The sequence below is a fragment of the Kitasatospora sp. P5_F3 genome (genome assembly GCF_054049135.1).
In genome coordinates this window covers 67,902-90,575 of sequence record NZ_JBFUMY010000010.1, presented here as the reverse complement: position 1 = coordinate 90,575, position 22,674 = coordinate 67,902, and the positions used below count along the sequence as shown (strand labels likewise).

Sequence of the window (22,674 nt, the reverse complement as noted above, 5' to 3'; positions counted from 1 at the left end):
GTGACTTCAGCGTGCTGCGCGCTGGCGCAGCGAGATCCGGTTGCCGTCCGGATCCACCGCCTCGATACGGATGCCGAACCCGTAGTCCTCCGGCTCAGACTGGTCGAAGGTCACACCGCGGTCGCGGAACACCTTGAAGTCCGCCCGCAGGTCGTCCGATTCGAGGAAGACCGGACCGGGTGTGCCGCCCGGCTGCTGCTCGGCCGGCTGTCCCGAGGCCGCGGCGTGCGGCCAGAGGATGATCTCGAGCGGGCTGCCCTGGACGCCTACAGTGAGGAAGCGTCCGTCCGGGCCCGGATGGTCGATGCGCTTCTGCAGGCCGAGCTGTTCCGTGTAGAACCTCAGCGCACGCTCTTGGTCAGTGACGTAGAGCGTCACGTACATGATGTTCGTCAGCACTGTGTTGTCCCCTCCATCTGTCGGTCGGTGATGCGTCGTTACCTCACCGACGGACCCCGGCAGGGGAATGTGACGGCTGGACCCTAAAATCCTCCGGATGAGCACCTGGACGCTGCGCCCCGCCACGCCCGCCGACGTCGAACCGATCGCCGAGCTGCGGGCCGTGGTGCTGCGGGCCGACCTGGAGCGGCTGGGCCGGTACGACGAGGTCCGGGTCCGGCGGCGGCTGCGGGAGTCGTTCTCGGCGGAGCACACCCGGGTGATCACCGTGGACGGCGCCTTCGCGGGCTGTGTCACCGTCCGGCCCGCCGAGGACGGGCGGCTGCTGGAGCACTTCTACCTCGACCCGGCCCGGCAGGGACGGGGGCTCGGCTCGGCCGTGCTGCGCAGCCTGCTGGCGGAGGCCGACTCCGCGCGGGTCGCCGTCCGGCTGAACGTCCTGCAGGGCAGCCCGGCCCGCCGGCTGTACGAGCGGTACGGCTTCACCCTGGAGTCCGAGGACCCGACCGACGTCTACTTGATGCGCAGCCCCGGCTAGGAGAGGCCGATGCCCGCCTCGTCGTCGGCCGCCCTGGCCTCGCGGCGGCGGACCACGTCCTGACGGCGGGTCACCACGGCCGCTGCGCCCAGGGCGCTGGCGACGAAGGCGAGCAGGCCGAGGCCCGCGCCGTCGAAGCGGTGGCCGACCAGGTGGTCGAGGGAGTAGCGGCCGGCGCCGGCCACGCCGAGGGCCAGGCCGCAGGTGCCGAGGACGGCGGGGTACTCGTAACCGCCGGCGGTGGCGAAGAAGCCGCCGGGGGCGTGCACGGCGATCGCGCCGGCCATGGTGCCCGCGACGATGGCGCCGGCCGCCGGGGTGGCCAGGCCGGCCAGCAGCAGGGCGCCTCCGCCGGTCTCGCCGAGGCCGGCGGAGATCGCGCTCTGCCGGCCCGGTTCGAAGCCCATGTGCTCCATCGCCTTGGCGGTGCCGTCCAGCCCGCCGCCGCCGAACCAGCCGAACAGCTTCTGCGTGCCGTGTGCCACCAGTACGCCGCCGACCGCACCGCGCAGCGCGAGCAGGCCTAGGTCCTTGCGGTTCAGACAGGTCATGATGGGGCCTCAGTTCTCGGGAGAAACACCGGCTTCCCCATCCCACCCCAGACCCGGCACGCCCTCGACCCGGGCGCGCCATCCGAGCGAAGGTACCCGATGCCGACCACCTACCACCTGCGTGGTGCCGCGATCACCGACGAGCCGTCCTTCTACAGCGCGCTGGCCGACGCGCTGGACGCCCCGGACGGCTACTACGGCCGCAACCTGGACGCGCTGGCCGACTGCCTGCGCGGCGGATACGGGCCGGAGGCGCCGTTCGGGCTGGTCTGGCACGACGCCGGGCAGGCCCGGACGGCGCTCACCCGGCGGCTGCCCGGGTCGGAGCAGCGGTACTTCGACGCGGTGCTCGAGGTGCTCCGCGAGGGCGGGGTGACCGTCACCCTGCAGTAACGGTCACCCTGCGATGGCGGCGACGAACTCCCTGGCCCGCAGCTCGACCCCGCTCCAGCCGCCGGCCGCGACCACCGTCGGGGCCACCACCTCGCTCCCGGCGCAGACCGCCAGCGCGCCCGCCGCCAGGAACTCGGCGGCGTTGCCCGCGTTGACGCCGCCCGAGGCGACCAGCGAGACGTCGGGGTAGGGGCCGCGCAGGTCGCGGAAGTACGGGGCGCCGAAGGCCCGGGCCGGGAAGATCTTCACGGCCGCCGCCCCGAGGTCCACGGCGGTGGCCACCTCACTGGGTGTCAGGGCGCCCATCACCACCGGCACCCCGCCCGCCGCCTCGGCCAGGCCGGCGCGTACGCCGGGGGTGACCAGGTACTGCGCGCCCGCCGCGACGCCGCGCCGCGCCTGCTCGGCGGTCAGCACGGTGCCGACGCCGACCCGGCAGCCGAGCTTCTCCGCCACCTCGGCGGCCCGGCGCAGGTGCTCCTCCACCCCGGGGGTGGTCCAGGTGAACTCGATCCACCGGATGCCCCCGGCCACCAGCGCGGCGCACAGCTCCGCCGCGTCGGGGATCACCGGCGCACGGACCACCGCGATCACCCGGTCCTGCTCCAGTCCGGCCAGCCTGCTGCTCATCGCACTCCTCCGTCGGCCTGTCGCCGCAGTGACCGTCCCGGGCGGGCCCCGGTCGCCTTGCCGTCCTCGATCACGCCGACCCCGCCGACCCAGACCCAGGGGATGCCCTCGGCCTGCTGCCGGGGCTGCTCGAAGGTCGCGGTGTCCCGCACCGTCGCCGGGTCGAACAGCACCAGGTCGGCCGCGTAGCCGTCCCGGATCAGTCCGCGCCGGGTCAGGCCGAGCCGCCGGGCCGGGCGGCCGGTCATCCTGGCCACCGCCTGCTCCAGCGTCAGTACGCCCAACTCCCGGGCGTAGTGGCCGAGGCAGCGCGGGAAGGTGCCCCAGGCCCGGGGGTGCGGGCGGGCGCCGACCAGCAGGCCGTCGCTGCCCACGCAGTGCGCGGGGTGCTGCATGATCTCCCGGACGTTCTGCTCGTGGCCGACGTGCTGGAGGATGCCGGTGGCCAGCTCGTCGCGGACCAGCAGCTCCAGGAAGGCGGCGGTGCCGGTGCTCCCCCAGCGGTCGGCGATCTGCTGCACCGTCAGGCCGACCGTGTCGGCCAGGTCGGGGTTGCGCACGCCGGAGATCTGCACCGTCCGCCAGTCGGCGACCACGCCGTGGCAGCCGTCGCTGCCGGTCTCCTCCACCGCGACCCGGATTTTCTCCCGGGCGGGCGGCTCCAGCAGCCGGGCCAGCGTGGCGGCCGGGCCGCCCTCGGTGGCCCAGGACGGCAGCAGCGCGGCCAGCGTGGTGGAGCCCGGCAGGTAGGGGTAGCTGTCCAGGGTGACGTCCACTCCCCCGGCCAGGGCAGCGTCGACCAGGGCCAGGAACTCGCCCGCCCGGCCTTCGTTCACCCCGAAGTTCATGGTGGCGTGGGTGAGATGGAGCGCACAGCCGGTCCGCCGGGACAGCTCGATCACCTCCGCGTACGCCTCCAGCGCGCCCGCCCCGTACGAGCGGGTGTGCGGGCAGTGGTAGCCGCCCCGGGCGGCCACCACGGCGCAGAGCGCGGCCAGTTCGGCGGAGTCGGCGTACATGCCGGGGGTGTAGGTCAGGCCGGTGGACATCCCGACCGCGCCCTCGGAGAGGCCCTGGTCGAGCAACTCCCGCATCCGGTCCAGCTGTTGCGTAGTGGCCGGGCGGTCGTCCCAGCCGACCACCAGGGCACGCAGGGTGCCGTGCGGGACCAGGTAGCAGGCGTTGGCGGCGAGGTGGGAGCGGTCCAGCCGGTCCAGGTACTCGCCGACGCTGCGCCAGTCCCAGTCGAATCCCGCCGGATCGCCGTTCCAGCCCGCGAGTTGGCGGCGCAGCCCGGCCAGCACCCGGTCGTCCACCGGGGCGTAGGAGAGACCGTCCTGGCCGAGCACCTCGCAGGTGACGCCCTGGCTGATCTTGGCCAGGTGCTCCGGCTCGGTGAGCACGGCCAGGTCGGAGTGGGCGTGCATGTCGATGAACCCGGGGGCGAGCACCAGCCCTTCGGCGTCGATCACCCGGTCGGCGGTGGCCGCGTCGGAGACGATCACGCCGTCCTCGACCGCGATGTCGGCTCGGCGGCGGGGCGCGCCGGTGCCGTCGATCACCCAGGCACCCTTGATCAGCAGGTCGGCCGCCATCAGAAGTACGTCCGCACCAGGTCGACCACGCGCGGGAGTTCGGCGTCGGCGGAGTCCAGCACCGGCAGCAGCGACCACTTGTCGAAGACCGTACACGGGTGCGAGAGGCCGACCCTGACCACCTCGCCGACCTGCACGTCACTCTCCCGGAGGAAGGCGTGCTGATCGTTCAGCGCGGTGATCCGGCCGCCCGACGGGCCGCGTCCGCGCACCAGTTGCGGCTCCGGCATACCTTCGTCGAAGGACAGGTCGCGCTTGCCGCCGTCCAGCAGGGCGAGCCCGGGCTCGGGACGGGAGACCACCCGCAGCCAACCGTGCAGGGCGGACCTGAAGCCCTCGCCGCCGCCTCTGGCCAGTGGCGAGATGCCCCGGTAGAAGCCGTCGTCGTGCGCGAGGTAGGCGCCGGAGCGGAGCACCAGCCGCCCCCGGCCCTCGACCACGGCGCCCAGCTCCTCGAGCACGGTGTCGAAGTAGGCGCTGCCACCGGCGGTGACCCAGATCTGTTCGGCCGTCGGGTCGAAGAGCGGGTCCAACCGGCGGTAGAGGCGGCCGAGTTCGCGCAGGTATCCGGCCACCGTGCCGAGCGAGCCTGCGCTCGCGTCGTGCGCCAGTGCGCCTTCGTAGCCGCTCACGCCGACCAGGCGCAGTTCGCCGGCGGCGGCCGCCGCGCGGCCCACCTCGACCGCCTCGTCCACCGTGCGGCAGCCCGTCCGGCCGCCGGGGGCGCCGAGCTCGACGCAGACGTCGATCGGGGCGGGGGCGCCGCGCAGGGCCTCGGCCATCAGCTCGACCGAGCGCACCGAGTCCACCCAGCAGGAGAACCGGAACTCCGGGTCGGCGACCAGCTCGGCGGAGAGCCAGCGCAGGCCGGCCGGGTCGAGCAGTGCGTTGGCCAGGTGGATCCGGCGCAGGCCGAAGGCCCGGCCGACCCGGATCTGCGGGAGGTTGGCCAGCGTGATGGCGTCCGCCCCGGCGTCCAGCTGACGCTGCCACAGCACCGGCGCCATGGTGGTCTTGCCGTGCGGGGCGAGGCCGACGGCGCCCTTGGCGCAGTACGCCGCCATGGTGGCCAGGTTGTGGTCGAGTGCGCCCGCGTCCAGCGTGACCAGCGGGGTGCCGAGGTCGTCCAGGGTCGGTGCTCCGGCCAGGTACTCGGTGACGGTCAGGCCCCAGGCCCCGGCCGGGACGGCCTTGAAACGCCAGTCCAGCCGCTCGTCCGCCAGCTCCGCCAGCCGTCCACGGTCCATCAGCTCCACCACGGCCCACCGTTCCTTCGTTGCGTTATATGCAACGGTCGTTGCGATATCTGCCGAGCCTGATCTAACATCAGGTCCAGACCACTGGTCAACGGACCCGCCGATCGAGAGGCCCCGAGTGACACTCCCGCCCGCCGTCTGTCTCGGTGAGTCGATGGCCGTGCTGATCCCCGAGAGCCCGGGACCACTGGAGCACGCCGACGGGTTCCGCCGCAGTTTCGGCGGCGCCGAGTCCAACGTCGCCTGCGGTCTGGCCGCGCTCGGCGTACCCGCCGCCTGGGTCAGCCGGGTCGGCGACGACGGCTTCGGGCGCCACCTGGTCGAGCGGATCGCCGCGCACGGCGTGGACACCTCCGCCGTCACCGCCGACCCCTCCCGGCCGACCGGCCTGTACGTCAAGGAGACCGGCGCGGGCCTGGACCACCCGTACGACCTGGGCGCCGGGCGCAGCCGGCTGCACTACTACCGGCGCGGTTCGGCCGCCTCCGCGATGGGCCCCGAGCTGCTCGCCGAGCCGGCCGCCGCCCCGCTGCTGGCCGCCGCCCCGCTGATCCACCTGACCGGCATCACGCCTGCTCTCTCGGACAGCTGCCACCGCCTGGTGCGCACCCTGCTCGGCGCCCCCGGACGCACCGTCAGCTTCGACCTGAACTGGCGCCCCGCACTCTGGGCCGGGCGGGACCGGCAGGCGCTGCGCTTCCTGATGAACGCCGCCACCATCGTGTTGCTCGGCGCCGACGAGGCCCGCGAGGTGCTCGGCACCGACGACCCGGCGGGGCTGCGCAAGCTGCTCCCCCGGCCCGGCGTGATCGTGCTCAAGGACGACGGACACCGCTCCACCTCGATCGCCCAGGACGGCTCGACCGTCGCCGAGCCCGCCCTGCGGGTCTCGGTGGTGGAGCCGACCGGCGCGGGCGACGCCTTCGCGGCGGGCTATCTCGCGGGCACCCTGCGGGAGCTGCCGGAGCGTCAGCGGCTCCGGCTCGGCCACCTGTCCGCCGCCGCCGCGCTGACCGTCCGGGGCGACCTGGGCGTGCTGCCGTCCACCGCGGTGATCGACGTGCTGCTGGCCGCCGACGAGGCGGGCTGGGCGGCCACCGAGGTCGGCCCCGACGGCTTCCGGACGGCCCCGGCATGAGCAGCTCCACCGTCGCCCGCGCGATGCGCCTGCTGGCCGAACTCGGCGAGGGCGAGCGCAGCCTGGAGCAGCTGGCGGCCGTGCTGGACGTGCACAAGAGCACCGCGCTGCGGCTGCTCCGCCCGATGGAGGAGGAGCGGATCGTCCAGCGCGACGCCGCCCACCGCTACCGGCTCGGTCCGCAGCTGTTCGCGCTGGCCGGGCAGGCGCTGGAGCAGCGCGGCATCCGCACCGTCGCCGCCCCGCACCTGCGCGAGCTGAACGCGGCCACCGGCCAGACCGTGCACCTGGCGGCGTACGAGGGCGGCGAGGTGGTCTACATCGACAAGTACGACTCCCGACACCCCGTCAGGATGTACTCCCGGATCGGCCTGCGGGCCGCCCTGCACTGCGCGGCGGTGGCCAAGGTGCTGCTCGCCGACCTGCCGCCGTCCGAGCGCCGGGGCATCGCCGAGGGGCTGGAGTTCACCCCGTACACCGCGCACACCCTGACCACCCCGGCCGCGCTGCTGGCCGAGCTGGACACCGTGGCCGCGCAGGGGTGGGCGCAGGACCACGCCGAGCACGAGTCGTTCATCAACTGCGTGGCCGCGCCGGTCCGGGACACCACCGGCCGGGTGGTCGCGGCCGCCTCGGTCTCGGTGCCGGACATGCTGCTGCCGTACGACCAGGTCCTGGCGCTGCTGCCGCGGCTCCGGGCCACCACCGCCGCGATCTCCGCCGACTGCGGCTGGACCCCAACCCCCTAGGACGGGACGCATGAAGACCGAAGTCCGTACCACCGACGCCCCCGCGCCCGCCTGGGTGTTCTCCCAGGGGGTCCGCAAGGGCCCGATCCTCCAGGTCTCCGGCCAGGGGCCGCAGGACCCGGCGACCTCGGAGTACCTCTACCCGGGTGACGTGAAGGCGCAGACCCTGCGCACCCTGGAGAACGTCCGCGCGGTGCTGGAGGCGGGCGGTGCCACGGTCGAGGACGTGGTGATGTTCCGGGTCTACCTGACCAAGCGGGCGGACTTCGCGCTGATGAACGAGGTCTACGGCGAGTTCATCGACAAGCACGTGCAGGGCGGCGTGAAGCCGTGCCGGACCACGATCTTCGTGGAGCTGCCGCACGAGGCGATGCTGGTGGAGATCGACGCCCAGGCCGTGATCGGCTGAACCGTCGTCAGCGAGGGCGCGGCGCCACGGGGCTGCGCCCTCGCTGACGCATGCTGGAGCCATGCCCGACTTCGACCTGACCAGTGCCTTCGTCACCCTGTTCGCCGTGGTCGGGCCACCCAAGGTCCTGCTGACCTTCGCCCGGCTGGCCCGCAACCGCTCGCACCGGGAGCTGGTGCAGCTGACCCTGGTGGCCACCGGGCTCGCAGCCGTGGTCGGTGTCACGGTGGAGTACTCGGCGGACTTCCTCGCCTCGTTCTTCCACATCGACAACTGGTCGCTCGAGCTGGCCGGCGGGGTGATCTTCTTCATCTACGCCGTCGCGCTGGTGCTCGGCATCCACCTCGGCGGCACGCCCGAGGACGACAACGAGCGGCCCAACCAGCTGCTGGACGGCCTCCGGGAGCTGCTGCTCCCCTACATCGCCAGCCCGCTCGCGATGACCGCACTGATCGTCGGCGCACTGGAGCGGGACGACTGGGGCTGGCGGACCACGCTGGCCGGCGCCTACCTGGGAGTGGTGGCGATCAACTGCGTCTGCGTCCTGGTGCTCTCCCGGCCGCTGCGGCACAGCCACCAGACCGTGCTGGAGGTGATCTCCCGACTGCTCGGCCTGCTGCTCGCAGCGGTGGGCGTGGAGCTGTTCATCGCGGGGCTCGCCGACCTGTCCGTACAGGGCCTGTACTGAGCCGCCGTCAGGGCACCTGCACCGGCCGCCAGGGCACCGGGCTGGAGAGGATCATCGAGCTGGACGGCTGCCCGTAGCCCCCCAGCCGGTCGATCAGCTGCTCGAACTCGGCCATCCCGGCCACCGCCACCAGCAGCGCGCAGCAGGCCCCGCCGGTGACCCGGTGCAGCTGGAGCACCTCGGGCCAGGACGCCACCTCGGGGTCGCGCAGCACGCAGCGCGGCCCGTAGCACTGGATCTGCACCAGGGCGGTGACCTTCAGCCCGGCCCGGTCCGGGTCGACGTGCGCGTGGTAGCCGCTGATCACCCCGTCCGCCTCCAGCCGCCGGACCCGCTCGGCCACGGCCGGGGAGGAGAGCCTGACCCGGCGGGAGAGCTCGTTGTAGGAGAGCCTGGCATCACCCTGCAGTTCGGCCAGCAGCAGTCGGTCCACGGCGTCCATGGCGGTCCTTTCCGTTCGGCAGGCCGGACCGGAAAAGACCTTCCGTCCGGAAGGCCGACCGGCCGATCCCGCATCCGTCGCCCATTCAATCCGGCGGCCCGCCCGCCGCACAATGGGGGCCGCCCAATGGCGGGTGGTGAGCACAGGAGGAACCATGCCGGGTCAACCCGAGGTCAGTACGCCCAAACTCAGCTTCGGCCCGGCCGACGAGCCCGAGGTCGGCACCCCCTACGCCAAGTACGTCCGGCTGGACGTGCTGCACAGCCTCCAGCACCCGCGCAGCAAGGTGGACGCCGAGCTGTCGTTCATCATCAGCACCCAGGTGATGGAGCTGCTGTTCGACCTGCTGCGGCACGACTGGACCACCGCCCAGCACGCCCTGCGCGAGGACGACCTGACCTCCGCGCTGGCCGCCCTGCGGCGCGGGCAGCACACCCAGGACGTGCTGGTGAACTCCTGGGACCTGCTGGCCACCATGACCCCGCTGGAGTTCAACGCCTTCCGGCCGGTGCTCGGCGAGGCCAGCGGCTTCCAGTCCTCGGCCTTCCTGCGGCTGGAGTTCCTGCTCGGCAACAAGAGCGAGCGGCTGCTGGCGATGTACCAGGGCGTGCCCGCCGTGCACGCCGAGCTGGTCGCCGCGCTGGAGACCCCGAGCCTGTACGACGAGGTGCTGGCGCTGCTCTCCCGGCGCGGGCTGACCGTGGACGTCACCGGCGGCCCGGCCCGCTACCGGCCGACCGAGCAGGTCGAGGCGGCCTGGCGGCAGGTCTACACCGACCCCGCGCTGGCCGACCTGGCCCGGCTCGGTGAATCGCTGCTGGACACCGCCGAGCGGGTGACCCGCTGGCGCCAGCGGCACTACTCGGCCGTGAAGCGCTCGATGGGCGCCAAGCCGGGCACCGGCGGCTCCAGCGGCCTGAGCTGGCTCAAGGAGTCGGCCGACCAGGACGTCTTCCCCGAGCTGTGGAACGTGAGGAACTCACTGTGACCCGTACGCGCGAGGAGTGCGCCGCACTCGACGCCGCCGACCCGCTGGCGCGCTTCCGGTCCGAGTTCGTGCTGCCCGAGGGCCTGATCTACCTGGACGGGAACTCGCTCGGCGTGTTGCCGGCCCGTACGCCCGAGCGGGTGCGGCAGGTGGTGGAGCAGGAGTGGGGGCAGCAGCTGATCCGCAGCTGGAACGAGGCGGGCTGGTTCGCCAAGCCGCACACCCTGGGTGCCCGGGTGGCGCCGCTGCTCGGTGCCGCCGCCGGGCAGGTGGTGGTCTGTGACACCACCTCGGTCAACCTGTTCAAGGTGCTGGCCGCCGCGCTCCGGCTGCGTCCCGGCCGGTCCACCGTGCTGGCCGAGCGGGCTGCCTTCCCGACCGACCTGTACATCGCCGAGGGCGTCAGCTCGCTCTCCGGCGGCGCGGCGCGCACCGAACTGCTGGACTCCGCCGACCAGTTGGCCGAGCGGCTCGGCCCGGACACCGCCGTCGTACTGCTCTCGCTGGTCGACTACCGCACCGGCGAGCTGCTCGACCTGCCCACGATCACCCGTCAGGTCCAGGCGGCCGGCGCGCTGATGATCTGGGACGTCTGCCACGCGGTCGGCGCGCTGCCCTTCGAGCTGGACGCCAACGGTGTCGACTTCGCGGTCGGCTGCACCTACAAGTACCTGAACAGCGGCCCGGGTTCGCCCGCCTTCCTGTACGTGGCGGAGCGTCACCTGGCCGCGGCCGAGCAGCCGCTCAGCGGCTGGTTCGGCCATGCCAGGCCGTTCGACTTCGAGCCGGGCTACCAGCCGGTGCAGGGCATCGGCCGGTTCCTCACCAGCTCGCCCTCGCTGCTCGGGCAGGCTGCGCTGGAGTCCAGCCTGGAGATCTGGGAGCAGGTGGACCTGGCGGAGGTGCGGGCCAAGAGCCTGGCACTGACCGACCTGTTCATCGAGCTGGTCGAGCCGCTGGCCAAGTACGGCGTCGAGGTGGTGACGCCGCGTGAGCGGGCCAGGCGTGGCAGCCAGGTCGCACTGCGGCACCCGGACGGGTACCCGGTGGTGCAGGCCCTGATCGCGCGCGGGGTGATCGGCGACTTCCGGGCGCCGGACCTGATGCGGTTCGGCTTCACCCCGCTCTACCTGTCGTACACCGAAGTCTGGGATGCGGCGCAGCAGTTGACCGAGGTGCTGGAGTCCGAGGAGTGGCGCGAGGAGCGGTTCGGGCGGCGCGGCGAGGTCACCTGAACGCGTTCGGCAGCGTACCGAGGTCGACCGGGTGGCCGGGCGGGATGCGGTGCCGCTCGGCCACCTCGACGATCCGGGCGGCGATCCGGTGCACGGCGAGCTCGTACTGCTGCTGCGGCAGGCCGAACAGGCCCAGCCTGGCGTAGTCGTCCCCGTACTGCTGGTCTCGGTAGTTCAACTGGCGGGCAGTATACGGAAGTTCGAGGTGCCCGACGGGCCGCCCGAAGACCGGGACGAACCCCCGGGACAGGTCCGTCCGGCGGGCGAAGGCGGCCCACTCCCGGCCGCAGCGGGCGCTGCGGAAGTACTCCCGCTCGTACAGCGGGACGAACACCTCGCAGCGGGCCACCGAGCCCGGCTGCCGGGTCGCCACCGCCAGGTCGGTCAGTTGCCAGACCTCCTCGCCGAGATCGGCCAGAAACCGGTCCACGGCGGGGTCGTCCCCCGGCGCCCGGCCCAGGTAGCAGTAGCGCTGGCCGGCCGGGTTCCGGGTGAACAGCATCGGCTCGGGCAGCTCGACCTGCAGCCGGACGCCCGGGTCGGCCCGCTCGGCCAGCTCCGTCGCGAAGTCACGCAGGTCCAGCTCGGGCGGCCCGCCGAACCGGCCGGTCCTGAGCACCTCGTTGCACACCGCGGCCAGTGAGCGGTCGGACGGCCGACGGAGCATCACCACCCGGGGGTACGGCAGCTTCGGCGCACGCCCGCCGACCAGATCGAGCATCAGCACCAGGCGGCGGTGGCGGCCGAGCAGCTCGCCGAGCAGCAGCTCGATCTCGGCCGACCAGCCCGCCAGATACACCAGCAGGATGCTGTCCGCCTCCTGGTCCGCACGGCGCAGGGCGAGCCGGAAGTCCTCCACCGAGCCCAGCAGTCCGAGCCAGATGTGCTCGGGGCGCATCCCGACCAGCTCCGGATTGCCCAGGGCGGCGGCCAGTTCGTTCAGTCGTTCCACCTCGTCCGGGCTCTGGTTCGGCGCGAACAGCACCACCCGGGCGCCGCGCGGGCCGATCCGGGCGGTCTCGACGGTCGCGGTCACCGGCTCCCGGAGGCCGACGATGCCCAGGGCAGCCGGGCTGACCAGGGCGAACGGGCGGGTCTCGGCGGTGAGCGGGGCGCCCTCGGTGTCGGTGGCGGCGATCGCGGCCAGCTCGTTCGGCACCAGACCGGCCCGGGCAGCAATCTGCTCGCCGACCCGGATCAGCAGGCCCACCACCTGGTGAGTGACCGACCTGGGCAGTGTGTGGACCAGCAACTCCCGGACACCCGGCCGGAATTCGAACCTGTCCTGCTGGCCGGGCCGTTCGGTCAGCAGCCCGCTCACCACCAGCTCGGCCAGCTGCTGCGGCCGGGGCCGGGCGAAGGCTGCCCGTTGCAGCAGCCGCAGCACCGGCAGCGCGGGCGTGGTGAGCGCGGCCAGCCCGGCCAGCGTGTACGCCTCCCGGGAGGCGACCGCACGGAACCGCCGGACCAGCTCCTCGGCGTCCTGCCCGACCGGTCCGGCCGCCGGGGCCCCCTCGACGCCGGCCGGCACCGGGCCGATCCGCAGCGCCGCGCCGACCACCTCGGCGCCGCCCGAACTGCCGACCAGCGAGGCCCAGTTCGCCACCCACTCCGGGTCCGCCTCCAACACCGGCAGCACCGGCCCCGGGCCGACCGGGCGGTCCAGCGGCCGGAAGCCGTACCCCGAGTTCGGCACCCCGGCCTCCGGCGCGCCGAGCACCCCGGGCACGGCGGGCAGCGCGGTCAGCGGCCAGAGCCGCTCGGGCAGCGGCTGAACCACCGCCACCGGGCCGCGCCGCAGCAGCGCACCCAGCGTCCGGTACCAGCGCTCCCCCGCCGGGCCCGGGCGCCACTGCGGCCCCATGCCGTCGCTGAGCACCAGGGTCACCACCCGTGGGCCCGGCTGCGCCCCGGTCAGGGTGCCGTCGGCGGCCAGCCGGGCCGAGCCGACCTGCCGGAACGCGCCGGTCTGCCGCAGCAGCAGGGCGAGTTCGCGGGCCAGCGGGCGCCAGAGCGCCATGGTCGGGCCGCAGTCCAGCACCAGCCGCAGGCTCAGCCACCGCTCGGTGCCGGTCCGCAGCACCGGGAGCCAGTGCACCGGGTCGGGGCCGCGGAGCGCCTCGGCCAGCCGGTCGGCGGTGCCGTCCTCGTCCAGCAACGCCCGGCGCGGGTCCGGCACTTGGCGCTTGAGCGGGCGCAGCGCGCGCTGCAGGTCCAGCGGCCGGGCCAGCATCGGCGCGCTCGGGGTGGCCACCGTACCGGCGGCGGCCGTGCCGTCGGCCAAGTCGGCGACCGGCAGGTGCAGTGGCAGCAGCGGGCCGTCCGGCTCCACCGGGGTTCCTGGTGACGGTCCGTCAGGACCGAGGGCGCCGGGCGCGGCCCGGCCGCCGGGGTGGTCGGTGGGCGCACCGTCCGGGGTGCGCTCGCTCCGGGCCGCCAGCCAGAGCAGCTCGGCCAGCTCCACCGGGTCCGGCTCGGGGCGGCCGAGGCCGGTGAGCAGGGCGGCGAGCCGGTCCAGGGCTCCCCGCCGCTCAGAAGTCATCGTCGTCCCGGCCTCTGCTCAGGTAGGGCATCACCCGGGCGGCCAGTGCCGCCCGGTCGGCCTGGTCGGCGAGTTCGGGCCGGGCGGTCAGGTAGATCGCGTTCAGCAGCTGGTCGGTGGCCAGCTCGCCCTCGGCCCGCCGGTCCAGGAAGACCTGGAGGATCTCGGCCACCAGGGCGTGGTCCGCCGACGGCAGGTGCGAGCGGACGATCTCCTCGAGTTCGCCGCCCTCGGGGCGGCGCAGCTCCAGCACCACGCAGCGGCGCAGGAAGGCGGCCGGGAACTCCCGCTCGGCGTTGCTGGTCAGCACGGTGAACGGAAAGGCCCGGCAGCGCACCCGCCCGCCGCGCACCCGCGCCCGGCTCAGCCCGTCCGCGGTGAGCACCTCGGCCTCGGGCAACTGCGGTGCGGCCCTCACCAGTTCGTCGATCTCGTACTGGCCGTCCTCCAGCACGTGCAGCAGGTCGTTGGGCAGGTCGAGGTCGCCCTTGTCGATCTCGTCGATCAGGAGCACCCGGGGCCGCCGGTACGGGAGCAGCGCGGTGCCCAGCGGGCCGAGCCGCAGGTGCTCCTCCAGGCCCGCGCCCGCACCGTCCGGGCCTGCCTGGTTGGCGGCGTAGAGCCGGGACAGCGGGTCGTACTGGTAGAGGCCGTCGCGCAGTGCGCTGCGGCTGGTGATGTTCCAGCGCAGCACCGGCCCGAGGCCCAACTCCCGGGCGACCGCGTACGGGAGGCTGGACTTGCCGCTGCCGGGCGGGCCGGTGACCAGCAGGGGGCGGCGCAGGTGGAGGGCGGCGTTGACCAGCTCGACGGTCTCCGGGGTGGGGCGGAAGGTGGCGGCCCGGTGACCGGCCGAGGCGGCGCCCGGATCGGCTGCGGCCTCGGGGGTGGGCAGCTCGGGGCCGCCGTCGAAGGCGCGCCAGGGCGGCGGCGCGGGGAGGTCGGCCAGGCCGTCGTGGGGGTGCTCGGCGCCCCGGTAGATCCGTTGCAGCGGCATCGTGCTGACTCTCCTGCTACTCACCCGCGCCGGGGCGGGACTGACGGACGGTCGGGGCGACCGGGTACGGTCGGTGCGGGCTGGGCAGCAGCTGCGGGTCCTCCCAGAGCAGGACCAGGCCGGCCGCCCAGTGCCCGGCCGGGTCTCCGCTCTCCTCCGCCTGGTGGCGCAACTCCTTGATCCGGGACGGCAGTTCTCCTGGTGGGGTGCCGGCCAGTTCCACTGCCAGTCTGGCAGTGAAGCGGCTGCCCCGGCAGTTCCGTCCGGGGTGGTGCCGTTCACCGCAGCTCCACTCCGGCCAGATCACCGCGTGCGCCCCGGCGCTCAGCGCGGCGTCCAGCAGCGGGCCGTACGGGCGGCCCTTCGGCAGGCCCGGCAGGGCGGGCAGTTGCGGGCGTTCGACCGGGCCGAGCAGGTGGTAGAGCGCCCGGGGCTCGCCGGGCTCGGCGCACTCCACCCGGTGCACCACCGTGCGCCGCTCGGGCTTGCGCAGCGCCCAGTTCATCTCCAGCTTGCGGCGGTCCACCGCGCTGTCGCGGCGCTGCCGGTCCACCACCACCACGGCGTGGTCGGCGCCGAGCGGGCCGAACGACCGCTTACCGGTCCAGCCGTGCACCGGCACCGTGAGCAGGGTGCGCGGCAGCACGAAGACGATCAACTCGGCACCGTCCGCCGCCAGCAGGCCGAGCTGCCGGTCGATCTCGGCCAGTACCTCGCCCTGCAGCGCCGACCGGCCCAGCGTGCGCAGCCGGGGCGGCCCGTACTCCCCGCCACGCACCGTGCGGACCCCGACGGTGAACTTCCCCCGGCCGGCGCCGCTGTGGCCGATCTCGACCAGGATCGGCCGCCACCGCTCGCCGGTCGTCGTCGTGCCCCCGGCCCTGGCCCCGGCTCCGGCGCCCGCCGCCAGCCGGTCCAAGCGCTCGCGCTGCGCCGGTTCGGTGGCCGCGGCGGCCAGCAGTCCGGCGAACTCGCGGACCGGGTGGTGCGCGGCGCCCGGCGCCTCGGTGACCTCGGAGAGCAGGTACCAGCAGGTCTCCCAGAGCGTCGCGGGCCGGGTCGGCGGGTCCAGCAGGCCCTGCGCGGCGGTGGCCGCCCGGTACAGCTCCAGCGGGTCGGCGACCGGCCCGGCCGCGGCCACCAGAGTGCGCAACTCCCGTACCTGGTCCGCCGGGAGGGCCGCACCGGGGATCAGGTCGGCCAGCTCGGGGACGTACCGGGCCAGCGCCCCGGCGGGCAGCATCTGGCCGAGCCGGACGGCCGGGCGGACCCTGCCGTCCCGGCCCGGTACCGGCGGGCGGTCCAGGGTGTCCTGAACCGCCGTCACGATGCCGACCAGTTCGCCGCTGGCCGAGTCCACCACCGGGCCGCCGCTGAAGCCGGGTGACAGCGGCATGCCGTGGGTGTCGTGCTCCAGCTGCACCAGCTCGCCACCGATCAGCATGCCGCCCCGGGTCGGCCGGATCTCGCTGCTCCGCCCGGCCTCGTGGTCGAGCGGGAAGCCGTGCGCGGTCAGCCCGGGATAGGGCGGCCGGTCCCAGTGGTGCAGCGGGGCGAACAGCGCGGGCCGGGCGACCCGGTCCGGCACCGGGACGGCGAGTTCGAGCACGGCGACGTCCCCGGTGCCGTCCCGACCGTGCCGTCCGCTCGGCCAGGGACCACGGCGCAGCACGGTGGCCGACAGCTCGGGGTGGTCGGGGCGGTTGACCAGCCTGACCTCGGCGGTGGCCCGGCCGTGCACCACGTGGGCGCAGGTCAGCACCAGCCGGTCGGTGACCAGCACCCCCGCGCCGACGGTCGGGTCGGGCCCGCCGACACTGATCCGGGCCAGCCAGTACGGGTTCGCCATCGGGCGGACTCAGGCCGAACGTCCGGGCGCCCAGCTGAGTCTGACGGTGAGATGGGCCTCGGCGGCGGTCCGCGCGATCAACGCCCCTGCCTCGGTGGTGAGTTTGACCCCGAACTCGATCTCCACCCCGTCCGGCTTCAGGCTGCCGTCCCGGAAGACCGCGAGCGCCGCTCCGGCGGCCGCCCTGACCCCCGCCAGCGCCTGCTCGAAGGTCTCGCCCGCGCGCTCGACCCCGGCGGCGGCTGCCGCTCCCCGGCCGACCGGCCGCATCCCGTACTCGTCCGGGGCGGCGGGCGACAACTGCTGCTCGACCCGGACCACCGCACCGTCGGCGGTCACGAACTCCGTGTACTCCGACAAGACTTCCCCCACCGAGCGTTGGCCGGATCACCGTACGAACGTCCCGAGATCGTCGCACAGCGTGGCCTCACGCGCACCGGTTCCGACCGAGTCTTCCGTACCGGAAGTGCCACTCACCGGACATGACGGAACATCAGATCGTACAGTTCCGGTATGGATATAGACATCGGCCCACTCAGCCCCGACCTGCCCTCGATGCTGTTCGGCCTCGCGCTGTTCGCCGTGATCCTGCTGGTGCTCGGGCGGGTGCTGTTCCCCCGCCTGGAGCGGACGTTGGCCGATCGCCACGACGCGATCGAGGGCCGGCTCGAATACAGCGAGGAGCTCCACGCGACGGCCCGGGAGACCTACGCCGAGTACCGCCAGGTGCTCAACGAGGCGCACCACGAAGCCGCACGGATCCGCCAGGAGGCGGCCGAGGAGGGCGCCGCCCTGGTCGCGGCAGCCCGGGCCGAGGGCCTGGCCGAGCGGGAGGCCCTGGTGGCGGCGGCTCGGTCGGCGCTGTCGGTCGACCGCGAGCTGGCCGAGCTCGAACTCCGGGCCGACGTCGGCATGCTGGCCGTCGAGCTGGCCGGCCGGGTGGTCGGCGAACCCCTCGGTGAGTTCGCCGACCGGCGCGACAGCGTGGAACGGTTCTTCGCAGAGCACTGAGCCTGTCGGCCGGCGTCAGCTGTGGCGGCCCCGGCGGCGGGCGACCCAGAAGGCGACCCCGCCTGCGGTGACCAGCCCGCCGGCCGCCAGTCCGAGCGGGACGGCCGATCCGGCCCCGGTGACCGGGAGTTGGGAACCGCCGCTCGCGGACGCACTCGCGGACCCGGAGGTGCTCGGCCCGGCGCTCGAGCTCTCCGGGGCCGGGGTGCTGCCGCTGGGCGCCGGGGTGCTCTCGGACGGGCTGGGGGTCGGGGTCGGCGTCGTACTGTCGGAGGGGCTCGGCGTCGGCGTCGGAGTCGGCGTCGGAGTCGGCGTTGGGGTAGGTGTCGGGGTAGGCGTGGCGCACTCCGGCAGGTCCCCGTCGAACGGGTAGTTGTGCACCTCGCTGCCCGAACTGCCGAGCTGCACCAGGCTGCCCGCCAGGTAGACCCGGCCGTTGAAGCCGGGGGTGCTGATCATCGTGGTCCCGGCCGGGTTGGCGGCCATCATCGAGCCCTGGAACTGGGCGCCGCCCATGATGGTCGAGCTGGTGGCGTTCGGGAGGTTCCACATCAGCCGCGAGCGCAGGTCGGTGAACGGGTCACCGGCCAGCCCGGTACCGGTGTTGGTGTTGATGACCGGGTCGGTGCCCAGCATGTTGATCACCACGGTCGCCCCGGCCGGGATGCCCGAGATGATCAGGTCGGCCGCGGTGGTCAACGACCCGATGTTTCCTGGGACGTTGAAGATCTGCCGAGCGCTGGTGCCGTCCCCGGCGAAGGTCACCTGGTTGCCCGAGACGGTCACCGTGCCGTTGGCGGTCGCGGTGCCCGCACAGGTGGAGAGCTCGGCGATCTGGTCGGGCAGCCCCGCGTACTGGTTCTTCGCGGTGGCGTCCTGGATCGTCTGCCCGGTCGGGACCACGTTCACCGTGCCGGTCAGGGTGCCGCCGTAGCGGAGGTTGCCGAAGGCCAGCGTGCCGAGGAGGTCGGAGGTGCCGCCGATCTCCACCGTGTTGGCGGGCTGCACCGTGACGTTGCCGCCGACGGTGACGAAGTCCGTGCCGTCCGGCGGCACCACACGTGAACCGACCCCGGCCACGGCCATGTTGAACAGACCGCCGCCGTCCTTGTTCACCGTCAGGTCACCGAGCGCGACCACCTTGCCCTCGACCTCGGCGGTCCGGCCCTGGACCGAGTAGTCGCCGCCGACGAAGACGTTGATGGTGGCGTCCCGGCCGACCACGTTGCCGTTGTTCGGCGGCGGCCAGACGCTCGGGCAGTCCGGGCCGCTGCACGGACCGAGCGGCGGGGAGAGCGGAGCGGCGGTCCCCAGCACGCTCAGCGCCGCCACCGGCAGCACAGCGGCTGCGGCCACCAGGGCCAGCCGCCGACCCAGAGGCGAACGCTGCTGGGCCAGTTGGACCGGGAGGTCGCGCACGGAACTGCTCCGATCGGATGTGTCCGCCGGGAAGGCGGCTCGACCGACCTATCCAATGCCCTGATTCGCCCGGATTTGCTCTGCCCCGCCGCGAGCCCCGCAGTATCCTCCGGACGGCCGATCCCGGTCCCGCCACCCACCCCGCGGAACTGCTCCGTCCGGGTGTTAGGTTCGGATCCGATCGGTCGTCGGAAGGACTCCCCCATGGCCAAGCTGCTGTTGAGCCTGCACGTGCTGGCCTCGGTGCTCTTCATCGGCCCGGTGGCCGTCGCGGTGAGCATGTTCCCGCGCCGGGCCCAGGCCGCACTGGCCGAAGGCCCCGGGCAGCTCCAGGCCGCCGCCTCCGTCCGGCTGCTGCACCGGATCACCCAGGTCTACGCGATGCTCGGTCTGGCCGTACCGCTGCTCGGCATCGGCACGGCCCAGGTGATGGACGTGATGGGCGATCCCTGGCTGATCACCTCGATCGTGCTGACCACCGTCGCGGCCGGCCTGCTGCTGCTGTTCGTGGTCCCGGGCCAACAGGCCACCGTCGATGCGCTGGACGCCCCGGAGAACGCCGACGAGCAGAGCCGCGCCACCAAGGGCCTGCGCCTGCTGCCGATGACCGCCGGGGCCTTCAACCTCCTGTGGGCCGTGGTCGTCGTGCTGATGGTGATCCGCCCGGGTTCGACCACCGGCGCCTGAGCGTCTGGGCCCGCTCAGTCCAGCCCGAACAGCCGGGCGGCGTTGTCGTGGCAGACCGCCCGGAGCCAGTCCTCGCCGAGGCCGAGCCCGGCCAGCGCTTGCAGCTGGTGCAGGTAGCGGTAGGGGATGTTCGGGAAGTCGGTGCCGAGCAGCACCCGGTCGCCCAGGGCGGCCAGCCGGGGCAGCAACTCCCGGGGGAACGGCGAGAGTTCCTCGGTGAAGTCGGTGAACGCCATGGTGGTGTCCAGCCGGACCTCCGGGAAGCGCTCGGCCAGGTCGAGGAACTCCTGGTACTCGGGCAGCCCCAGGTGGGCCACCACCAGCCGCAGCCGGGGGTGCCGTTCGAGCACCGCACCGATCGGTCCTGGCCCGGTGTGGTTGCCGGGCACCGGTCCGGAGCCGCAGTGCGTGACCACCGGCACCCCGGCCTCCGCGAGCTGCCCCCACACCCCGTCCAGCAGCGGATCGGCCGGGTCGTACCCGCCCACCTGGAGATGCATCTTGAAGACCCGGGCGCCATTGGCCAGCGCCTTGCCGACGTACTCCTCGGCGGTCGGCTCCGGGAAGCAGGTCGCGGTGTGCAGGCAGTCCGGGGTGCGGGCGGCGAAGTCGGCGGCCCAGCCGTTCAGCCAGGCGGCCATCCCCGGCTTGTGCGGGTAGAGCATCGCGGTGAACGCCCGCACCCCGAACTCCCGGAGCTGCTCCAGCCGTTGCTGCTCCTCCTGGCGGTAGGAGATCGGCCAGGGCCGGCCGGTCAGCGGTCCGGCCGCGTCGAAGTAGGCCCAGACCTTGGCGAGCACCCGCTCCGGCATGAAGTGGGTGTGCACGTCGACCAGCCCGGGCAGGCCCAACTCCCGCCAGAACGCCTGCACTTCGGCCGCCTCAGACGCCGCCTCAGACACCCGGCACGGCCTCCGCCCGAGCCAGCACCGCGGCGGTGTCCACCCCGGTCGGCAGGGTGCCGAAGGCGCCACCGTGCTCGCCGCCCAGCCGGGAGGCGCAGAACGCGTCGGCCACCGCCGGGTCGCCGTACCTGACCAGCAGCGAACCCTGGAAGACCAGTGCGATCTGCTCGACCAGCCGCCGGGTGCGGTACTCGAGCTCGGCGGTGTCACCGAGCTGCTTGCGCAGTGTGGTCACCGCGTCGTCCAGCCGGCGGTCTGCCCCGGCGGCGGCGTCCAGCTCGGTGAACAGCGCCTGCACGGTCTCCGGCCGACGGGCCATCGCCCGCAGCGCGTCCAGCGCGGCGACGTTGCCCGAACCCTCCCAGATCGACACCAGCGGGGCCTCCCGGTAGAGCCGGGGCATGCCGGACTCCTCCACGTAGCCGTTGCCGCCGAAGCACTCCAGCGCCTCGGCCGCGTGCATCGGGCCGCGCTTGCAGACCCAGTACTTGGCCGCCGCCAGGCCGAGCCGCCGGACCAGCGCCTCCTGCTGGTCCCCCGCCAGCGCCCGGTCGGTGGCCTCGGCCAGCCGCAGGGCGACGGCGGTGGCGGCCTCCGACTCGACCACCAGGTCGGCCAGCACGTTGCGCATCAGAGGCTGGTCCACCAGCGCGGCGCCGAACGCCCGGCGGTGGGTGGTGTGGTGCAGTGCGCGGACCGCGCCGAGCCGCATCCCGGAGGCGGCGCCCAGCGTGCAGTCCAGCCGGGTCATGTTGACCATCTCGATGATGGTCGGCACACCCCGGCCCTCCTCGCCGACCAGCCAGCCGACCGCGCCGTCGTACTCCAGCTCGGCGGAGGCGTTCGAGCGGTTGCCCAGCTTCTCCTTGAGCCGCTGGATCAGCAGCCGGTTTCGGCCGCCGTCCGGCAGCACCCGGGGCAGCAGGAAGCAGCTCAGCCCACCGGGTGCCTGAGCCAGCGTCAGGAACAGGTCCGACATCGGGGCCGAGGTGAACCACTTGTGGCCGGTGATCCGGTACGTGCCGTCGGCGTGCGGGGTCGCGGTGGTGGTGTTGGTCCGGACGTCCGAGCCGCCCTGCTTCTCGGTCATCGACATGCCCGCGATCAGCCCGCGCTTGCCGTGCGGCTCGCGCAGGCCGAAGTCGTAGTCGGTGGCGGTGAGCAACGGCTCGTACTGCGCGGCCAGTTCGGGAGTGGCGCGGAGTGCGGGAACGGAGGCGTAGGTCATCGAGACCGGGCAGCTGTGCCCGGCCTCGACCTGGCCCCAGACGTAGAACCCGGCGGCCCGCGCGGTGTGCGCGCCGGGCCGGCTGTCCGCCCAGGGGGCGGCGTGCAGGCCGTGCCCGACCGCGACGGTCATCAGCTGGTGCCAGGCGGGGTGGAACTCCACCTCGTCGATCCGGTGCCCGTACCGGTCGTGGGTGCGCAGCACCGGCGGGTTGTCGTTGGCCAACCGGCCCCAGTCGGCGGCCTGTTCGGTCCCGGCGAGCCGGCCGAGATCGTGCAGCCTGGGCTCGGCCCAGCCCGCGCCGGCCCGGTGCAGGGCGGCCAGCAGGGTCGGGTCGGCGGCCACGTCGTGGCCGTACAGGTCGGGCACCTGGTTGGTGACCTCATGCGTCGGCATTCTGTCCTCCAAGAGCGCGCTGGGTGAAGGCGACCAGAGCGGGGATCAGGTCGTCCTGGGCCCGGCCTGCCGCGAGCGGACCGACCAGGGCCTCGCCGATCGCGCCGACCAGTGCGGCGGCGGTCAACTCGACGTCCTGGTCCGGGAGTCGGCCGTCGGCGACGGCCGGGGCGATCTGGGCGGCGATCAGGTCGCGGAAGGCCCGGCGGAAGACCAGCCGCTCGGCGTCCACCACCTGGTCGGCCGGTTCGGCCAGCAGGGCGTAGGCCAGCCGGGGCGCCTTGAGCGCCCGGGCCGCGAAGGTCCGCACCACGGCGGCGACCCGCCCGTGCGGGCCCGCGCCATCGGCCTCGGCCTTGGCCACGGCCGTCTCGACGGCGGCCACCTCGCGGAGCACCACGACCCGGAACAGCTCGACCGAGAGCTCGGCCTTGCCCGCGAAGTACCGGTACATGCTGCCGGTGGCGATCCCGGCCCGGTCCGCGACGGCGGCCATCGAGCAGCCCGCGTAGCCGCGTTCGGCCAGCAGGTCCACGGCGGCTGCCAGCACGAGCACGCGCTGGGCGTCGAGCCTGGCCTGTACGGCGGGGGTGCGTCGGTATGCCACAGCAAGAATTGAAGCACTGATT

The 22,674-nt window shown here is 73.7% G+C and carries 24 protein-coding genes; 10 read left to right on the top strand and 14 right to left on the bottom strand.

The window, feature by feature from the left end:
- Positions 1-6: 6 nt before the first annotated feature.
- On the bottom strand, positions 7-399 hold the full coding sequence (locus ACXJMZ_RS08505; RefSeq protein ID WP_457029356.1) for a VOC family protein: 393 nt from the start codon (positions 397-399) through the stop codon (positions 7-9).
- A 97-nt stretch (positions 400-496) separates the two neighbouring features.
- Here ACXJMZ_RS08505 and ACXJMZ_RS08500 point away from each other — a divergent pair, with 97 nt between their 5' ends.
- On the top strand, positions 497-937 hold the full coding sequence (locus ACXJMZ_RS08500; protein ID WP_457029355.1) for an N-acetyltransferase family protein: 441 nt from the start codon (positions 497-499) through the stop codon (positions 935-937).
- Here ACXJMZ_RS08500 and ACXJMZ_RS08495 read toward each other — a convergent pair.
- Positions 934-1,488 carry a DoxX family protein gene (locus ACXJMZ_RS08495; protein WP_457029354.1) on the bottom strand — a complete coding sequence of 185 codons (555 nt, stop codon included), beginning with the start codon at positions 1,486-1,488 and terminating at the stop codon, positions 934-936. The two genes, ACXJMZ_RS08500 and ACXJMZ_RS08495, sit on opposite strands and share 4 nt — an antisense overlap.
- Before the next feature lie 99 nt (positions 1,489-1,587).
- On the opposite strand from ACXJMZ_RS08495, the gene ACXJMZ_RS08490 reads away from it, so the two are divergent.
- Positions 1,588-1,881 carry a barstar family protein gene (locus ACXJMZ_RS08490; RefSeq protein ID WP_457029353.1) on the top strand — a complete coding sequence of 98 codons (294 nt, stop codon included), beginning with the start codon at positions 1,588-1,590 and terminating at the stop codon, positions 1,879-1,881.
- 3 nt (positions 1,882-1,884) lie between these two features.
- On the opposite strand, the gene ACXJMZ_RS08485 is transcribed toward ACXJMZ_RS08490, so the two are convergent.
- From ACXJMZ_RS08485 to ACXJMZ_RS08475, 3 genes are read right to left on the bottom strand one after another with little or no spacing between them, the layout of a single operon-like run.
- Positions 1,885-2,511 carry a bifunctional 4-hydroxy-2-oxoglutarate aldolase/2-dehydro-3-deoxy-phosphogluconate aldolase gene (locus ACXJMZ_RS08485; RefSeq protein ID WP_457029352.1) on the bottom strand — a complete coding sequence of 209 codons (627 nt, stop codon included), beginning with the start codon at positions 2,509-2,511 and terminating at the stop codon, positions 1,885-1,887.
- Positions 2,508-4,106, bottom strand: a complete 1,599-nt coding sequence (locus ACXJMZ_RS08480) for an N-acyl-D-amino-acid deacylase family protein (RefSeq protein ID WP_457029351.1) — start codon at positions 4,104-4,106, stop codon at positions 2,508-2,510. Before ACXJMZ_RS08480 ends, ACXJMZ_RS08485 begins: the two co-directional genes overlap by 4 nt.
- Complete coding sequence (locus ACXJMZ_RS08475) at positions 4,106-5,365, bottom strand: alanine racemase (RefSeq protein ID WP_457029350.1); 1,260 nt, start codon at positions 5,363-5,365, stop codon at positions 4,106-4,108. Before ACXJMZ_RS08475 ends, ACXJMZ_RS08480 begins: the two co-directional genes overlap by 1 nt.
- Before the next feature lie 115 nt (positions 5,366-5,480).
- Between ACXJMZ_RS08475 and ACXJMZ_RS08470 the strand changes: the two genes are divergently transcribed.
- The 4 genes from ACXJMZ_RS08470 to ACXJMZ_RS08455 all read left to right on the top strand — a co-directional run bounded on the left by ACXJMZ_RS08470 (position 5,481) and on the right by ACXJMZ_RS08455 (position 8,346).
- Positions 5,481-6,500 (top strand): sugar kinase, encoded by a 1,020-nt coding sequence (locus tag ACXJMZ_RS08470; protein ID WP_457029349.1) that lies wholly within the window; start codon positions 5,481-5,483, stop codon positions 6,498-6,500.
- Positions 6,497-7,249: an IclR family transcriptional regulator gene (locus ACXJMZ_RS08465; RefSeq protein WP_457029348.1), complete on the top strand. Its 753-nt coding sequence runs from the start codon at positions 6,497-6,499 to the stop codon at positions 7,247-7,249. The genes ACXJMZ_RS08470 and ACXJMZ_RS08465 overlap by 4 nt, the downstream gene beginning before the upstream one ends.
- 10 nt (positions 7,250-7,259) lie before the next feature.
- Positions 7,260-7,658, top strand: coding sequence for a RidA family protein (locus ACXJMZ_RS08460; RefSeq protein ID WP_457029347.1), 399 nt, complete (start codon positions 7,260-7,262; stop codon positions 7,656-7,658).
- A gap of 61 nt (positions 7,659-7,719) precedes the next feature.
- Complete coding sequence (locus tag ACXJMZ_RS08455) at positions 7,720-8,346, top strand: MarC family protein (RefSeq protein ID WP_457029346.1); 627 nt, start codon at positions 7,720-7,722, stop codon at positions 8,344-8,346.
- A 7-nt stretch (positions 8,347-8,353) separates the two neighbouring features.
- Here the strand turns inward: ACXJMZ_RS08455 and ACXJMZ_RS08450 are convergent, their stop codons facing one another.
- The gene (locus ACXJMZ_RS08450) at positions 8,354-8,788 is read right to left on the bottom strand and encodes an Lrp/AsnC family transcriptional regulator (RefSeq protein ID WP_057238959.1); all 435 of its coding nucleotides are present in this window, start codon (positions 8,786-8,788) and stop codon (positions 8,354-8,356) included.
- A gap of 154 nt (positions 8,789-8,942) precedes the next feature.
- Here ACXJMZ_RS08450 and ACXJMZ_RS08445 point away from each other — a divergent pair, with 154 nt between their 5' ends.
- Together ACXJMZ_RS08445 and kynU are read left to right on the top strand one after the other, a co-directional pair.
- Positions 8,943-9,776, top strand: coding sequence for a tryptophan 2,3-dioxygenase (locus ACXJMZ_RS08445; protein ID WP_457029345.1), 834 nt, complete (start codon positions 8,943-8,945; stop codon positions 9,774-9,776).
- Entirely contained in the window at positions 9,773-11,011 is a 1,239-nt protein-coding gene (gene kynU / locus ACXJMZ_RS08440) for a kynureninase (RefSeq protein WP_457029344.1), read from the top strand. The genes ACXJMZ_RS08445 and kynU overlap by 4 nt, the downstream gene beginning before the upstream one ends.
- On the opposite strand, the gene ACXJMZ_RS08435 is transcribed toward kynU, so the two are convergent.
- From ACXJMZ_RS08435 to ACXJMZ_RS08420, 4 genes are read right to left on the bottom strand one after another with little or no spacing between them, the layout of a single operon-like run.
- Entirely contained in the window at positions 11,004-13,553 is a 2,550-nt protein-coding gene (locus tag ACXJMZ_RS08435) for an SAV_2336 N-terminal domain-related protein (RefSeq protein ID WP_457029343.1), read from the bottom strand. The genes kynU and ACXJMZ_RS08435 overlap by 8 nt on opposite strands.
- Positions 13,543-14,550 (bottom strand): AAA family ATPase, encoded by a 1,008-nt coding sequence (locus tag ACXJMZ_RS08430; protein ID WP_457029342.1) that lies wholly within the window; start codon positions 14,548-14,550, stop codon positions 13,543-13,545. Before ACXJMZ_RS08430 ends, ACXJMZ_RS08435 begins: the two co-directional genes overlap by 11 nt.
- Before the next feature lie 16 nt (positions 14,551-14,566).
- Positions 14,567-16,399 carry a VMAP-C domain-containing protein gene (locus ACXJMZ_RS08425; RefSeq protein ID WP_457029341.1) on the bottom strand — a complete coding sequence of 611 codons (1,833 nt, stop codon included), beginning with the start codon at positions 16,397-16,399 and terminating at the stop codon, positions 14,567-14,569.
- Between the two features lie 9 nt (positions 16,400-16,408).
- Positions 16,409-16,759 (bottom strand): CU044_2847 family protein, encoded by a 351-nt coding sequence (locus ACXJMZ_RS08420; protein ID WP_457029340.1) that lies wholly within the window; start codon positions 16,757-16,759, stop codon positions 16,409-16,411.
- Positions 16,760-16,912: 153 nt separating this feature from the next.
- On the opposite strand from ACXJMZ_RS08420, the gene ACXJMZ_RS08415 reads away from it, so the two are divergent.
- Positions 16,913-17,410 carry an ATP synthase F0 subunit B gene (locus tag ACXJMZ_RS08415; RefSeq protein ID WP_457029339.1) on the top strand — a complete coding sequence of 166 codons (498 nt, stop codon included), beginning with the start codon at positions 16,913-16,915 and terminating at the stop codon, positions 17,408-17,410.
- Positions 17,411-17,425: 15 nt separating this feature from the next.
- Here ACXJMZ_RS08415 and ACXJMZ_RS08410 read toward each other — a convergent pair whose 3' ends face one another.
- Entirely contained in the window at positions 17,426-18,829 is a 1,404-nt protein-coding gene (locus tag ACXJMZ_RS08410) for a choice-of-anchor A family protein (protein WP_457029338.1), read from the bottom strand.
- A gap of 204 nt (positions 18,830-19,033) precedes the next feature.
- Between ACXJMZ_RS08410 and ACXJMZ_RS08405 the strand changes: the two genes are divergently transcribed.
- Positions 19,034-19,516 (top strand): DUF2269 family protein, encoded by a 483-nt coding sequence (locus ACXJMZ_RS08405; protein ID WP_457029337.1) that lies wholly within the window; start codon positions 19,034-19,036, stop codon positions 19,514-19,516.
- Positions 19,517-19,530: 14 nt separating this feature from the next.
- Here ACXJMZ_RS08405 and ACXJMZ_RS08400 read toward each other — a convergent pair whose 3' ends face one another.
- From ACXJMZ_RS08400 to ACXJMZ_RS08390, 3 genes are read right to left on the bottom strand one after another with little or no spacing between them, the layout of a single operon-like run.
- Positions 19,531-20,418 (bottom strand): amidohydrolase family protein, encoded by an 888-nt coding sequence (locus tag ACXJMZ_RS08400; RefSeq protein ID WP_457029336.1) that lies wholly within the window; start codon positions 20,416-20,418, stop codon positions 19,531-19,533.
- Positions 20,411-22,045: an acyl-CoA dehydrogenase family protein gene (locus ACXJMZ_RS08395; protein WP_457029335.1), complete on the bottom strand. Its 1,635-nt coding sequence runs from the start codon at positions 22,043-22,045 to the stop codon at positions 20,411-20,413. Before ACXJMZ_RS08395 ends, ACXJMZ_RS08400 begins: the two co-directional genes overlap by 8 nt.
- A complete protein-coding gene (locus ACXJMZ_RS08390; protein WP_457029334.1) occupies positions 22,032-22,652 on the bottom strand; it encodes a TetR/AcrR family transcriptional regulator in 621 nt (206 codons plus the stop codon). Before ACXJMZ_RS08390 ends, ACXJMZ_RS08395 begins: the two co-directional genes overlap by 14 nt.
- Between the last annotated feature and the right edge of the window lie 22 nt (positions 22,653-22,674).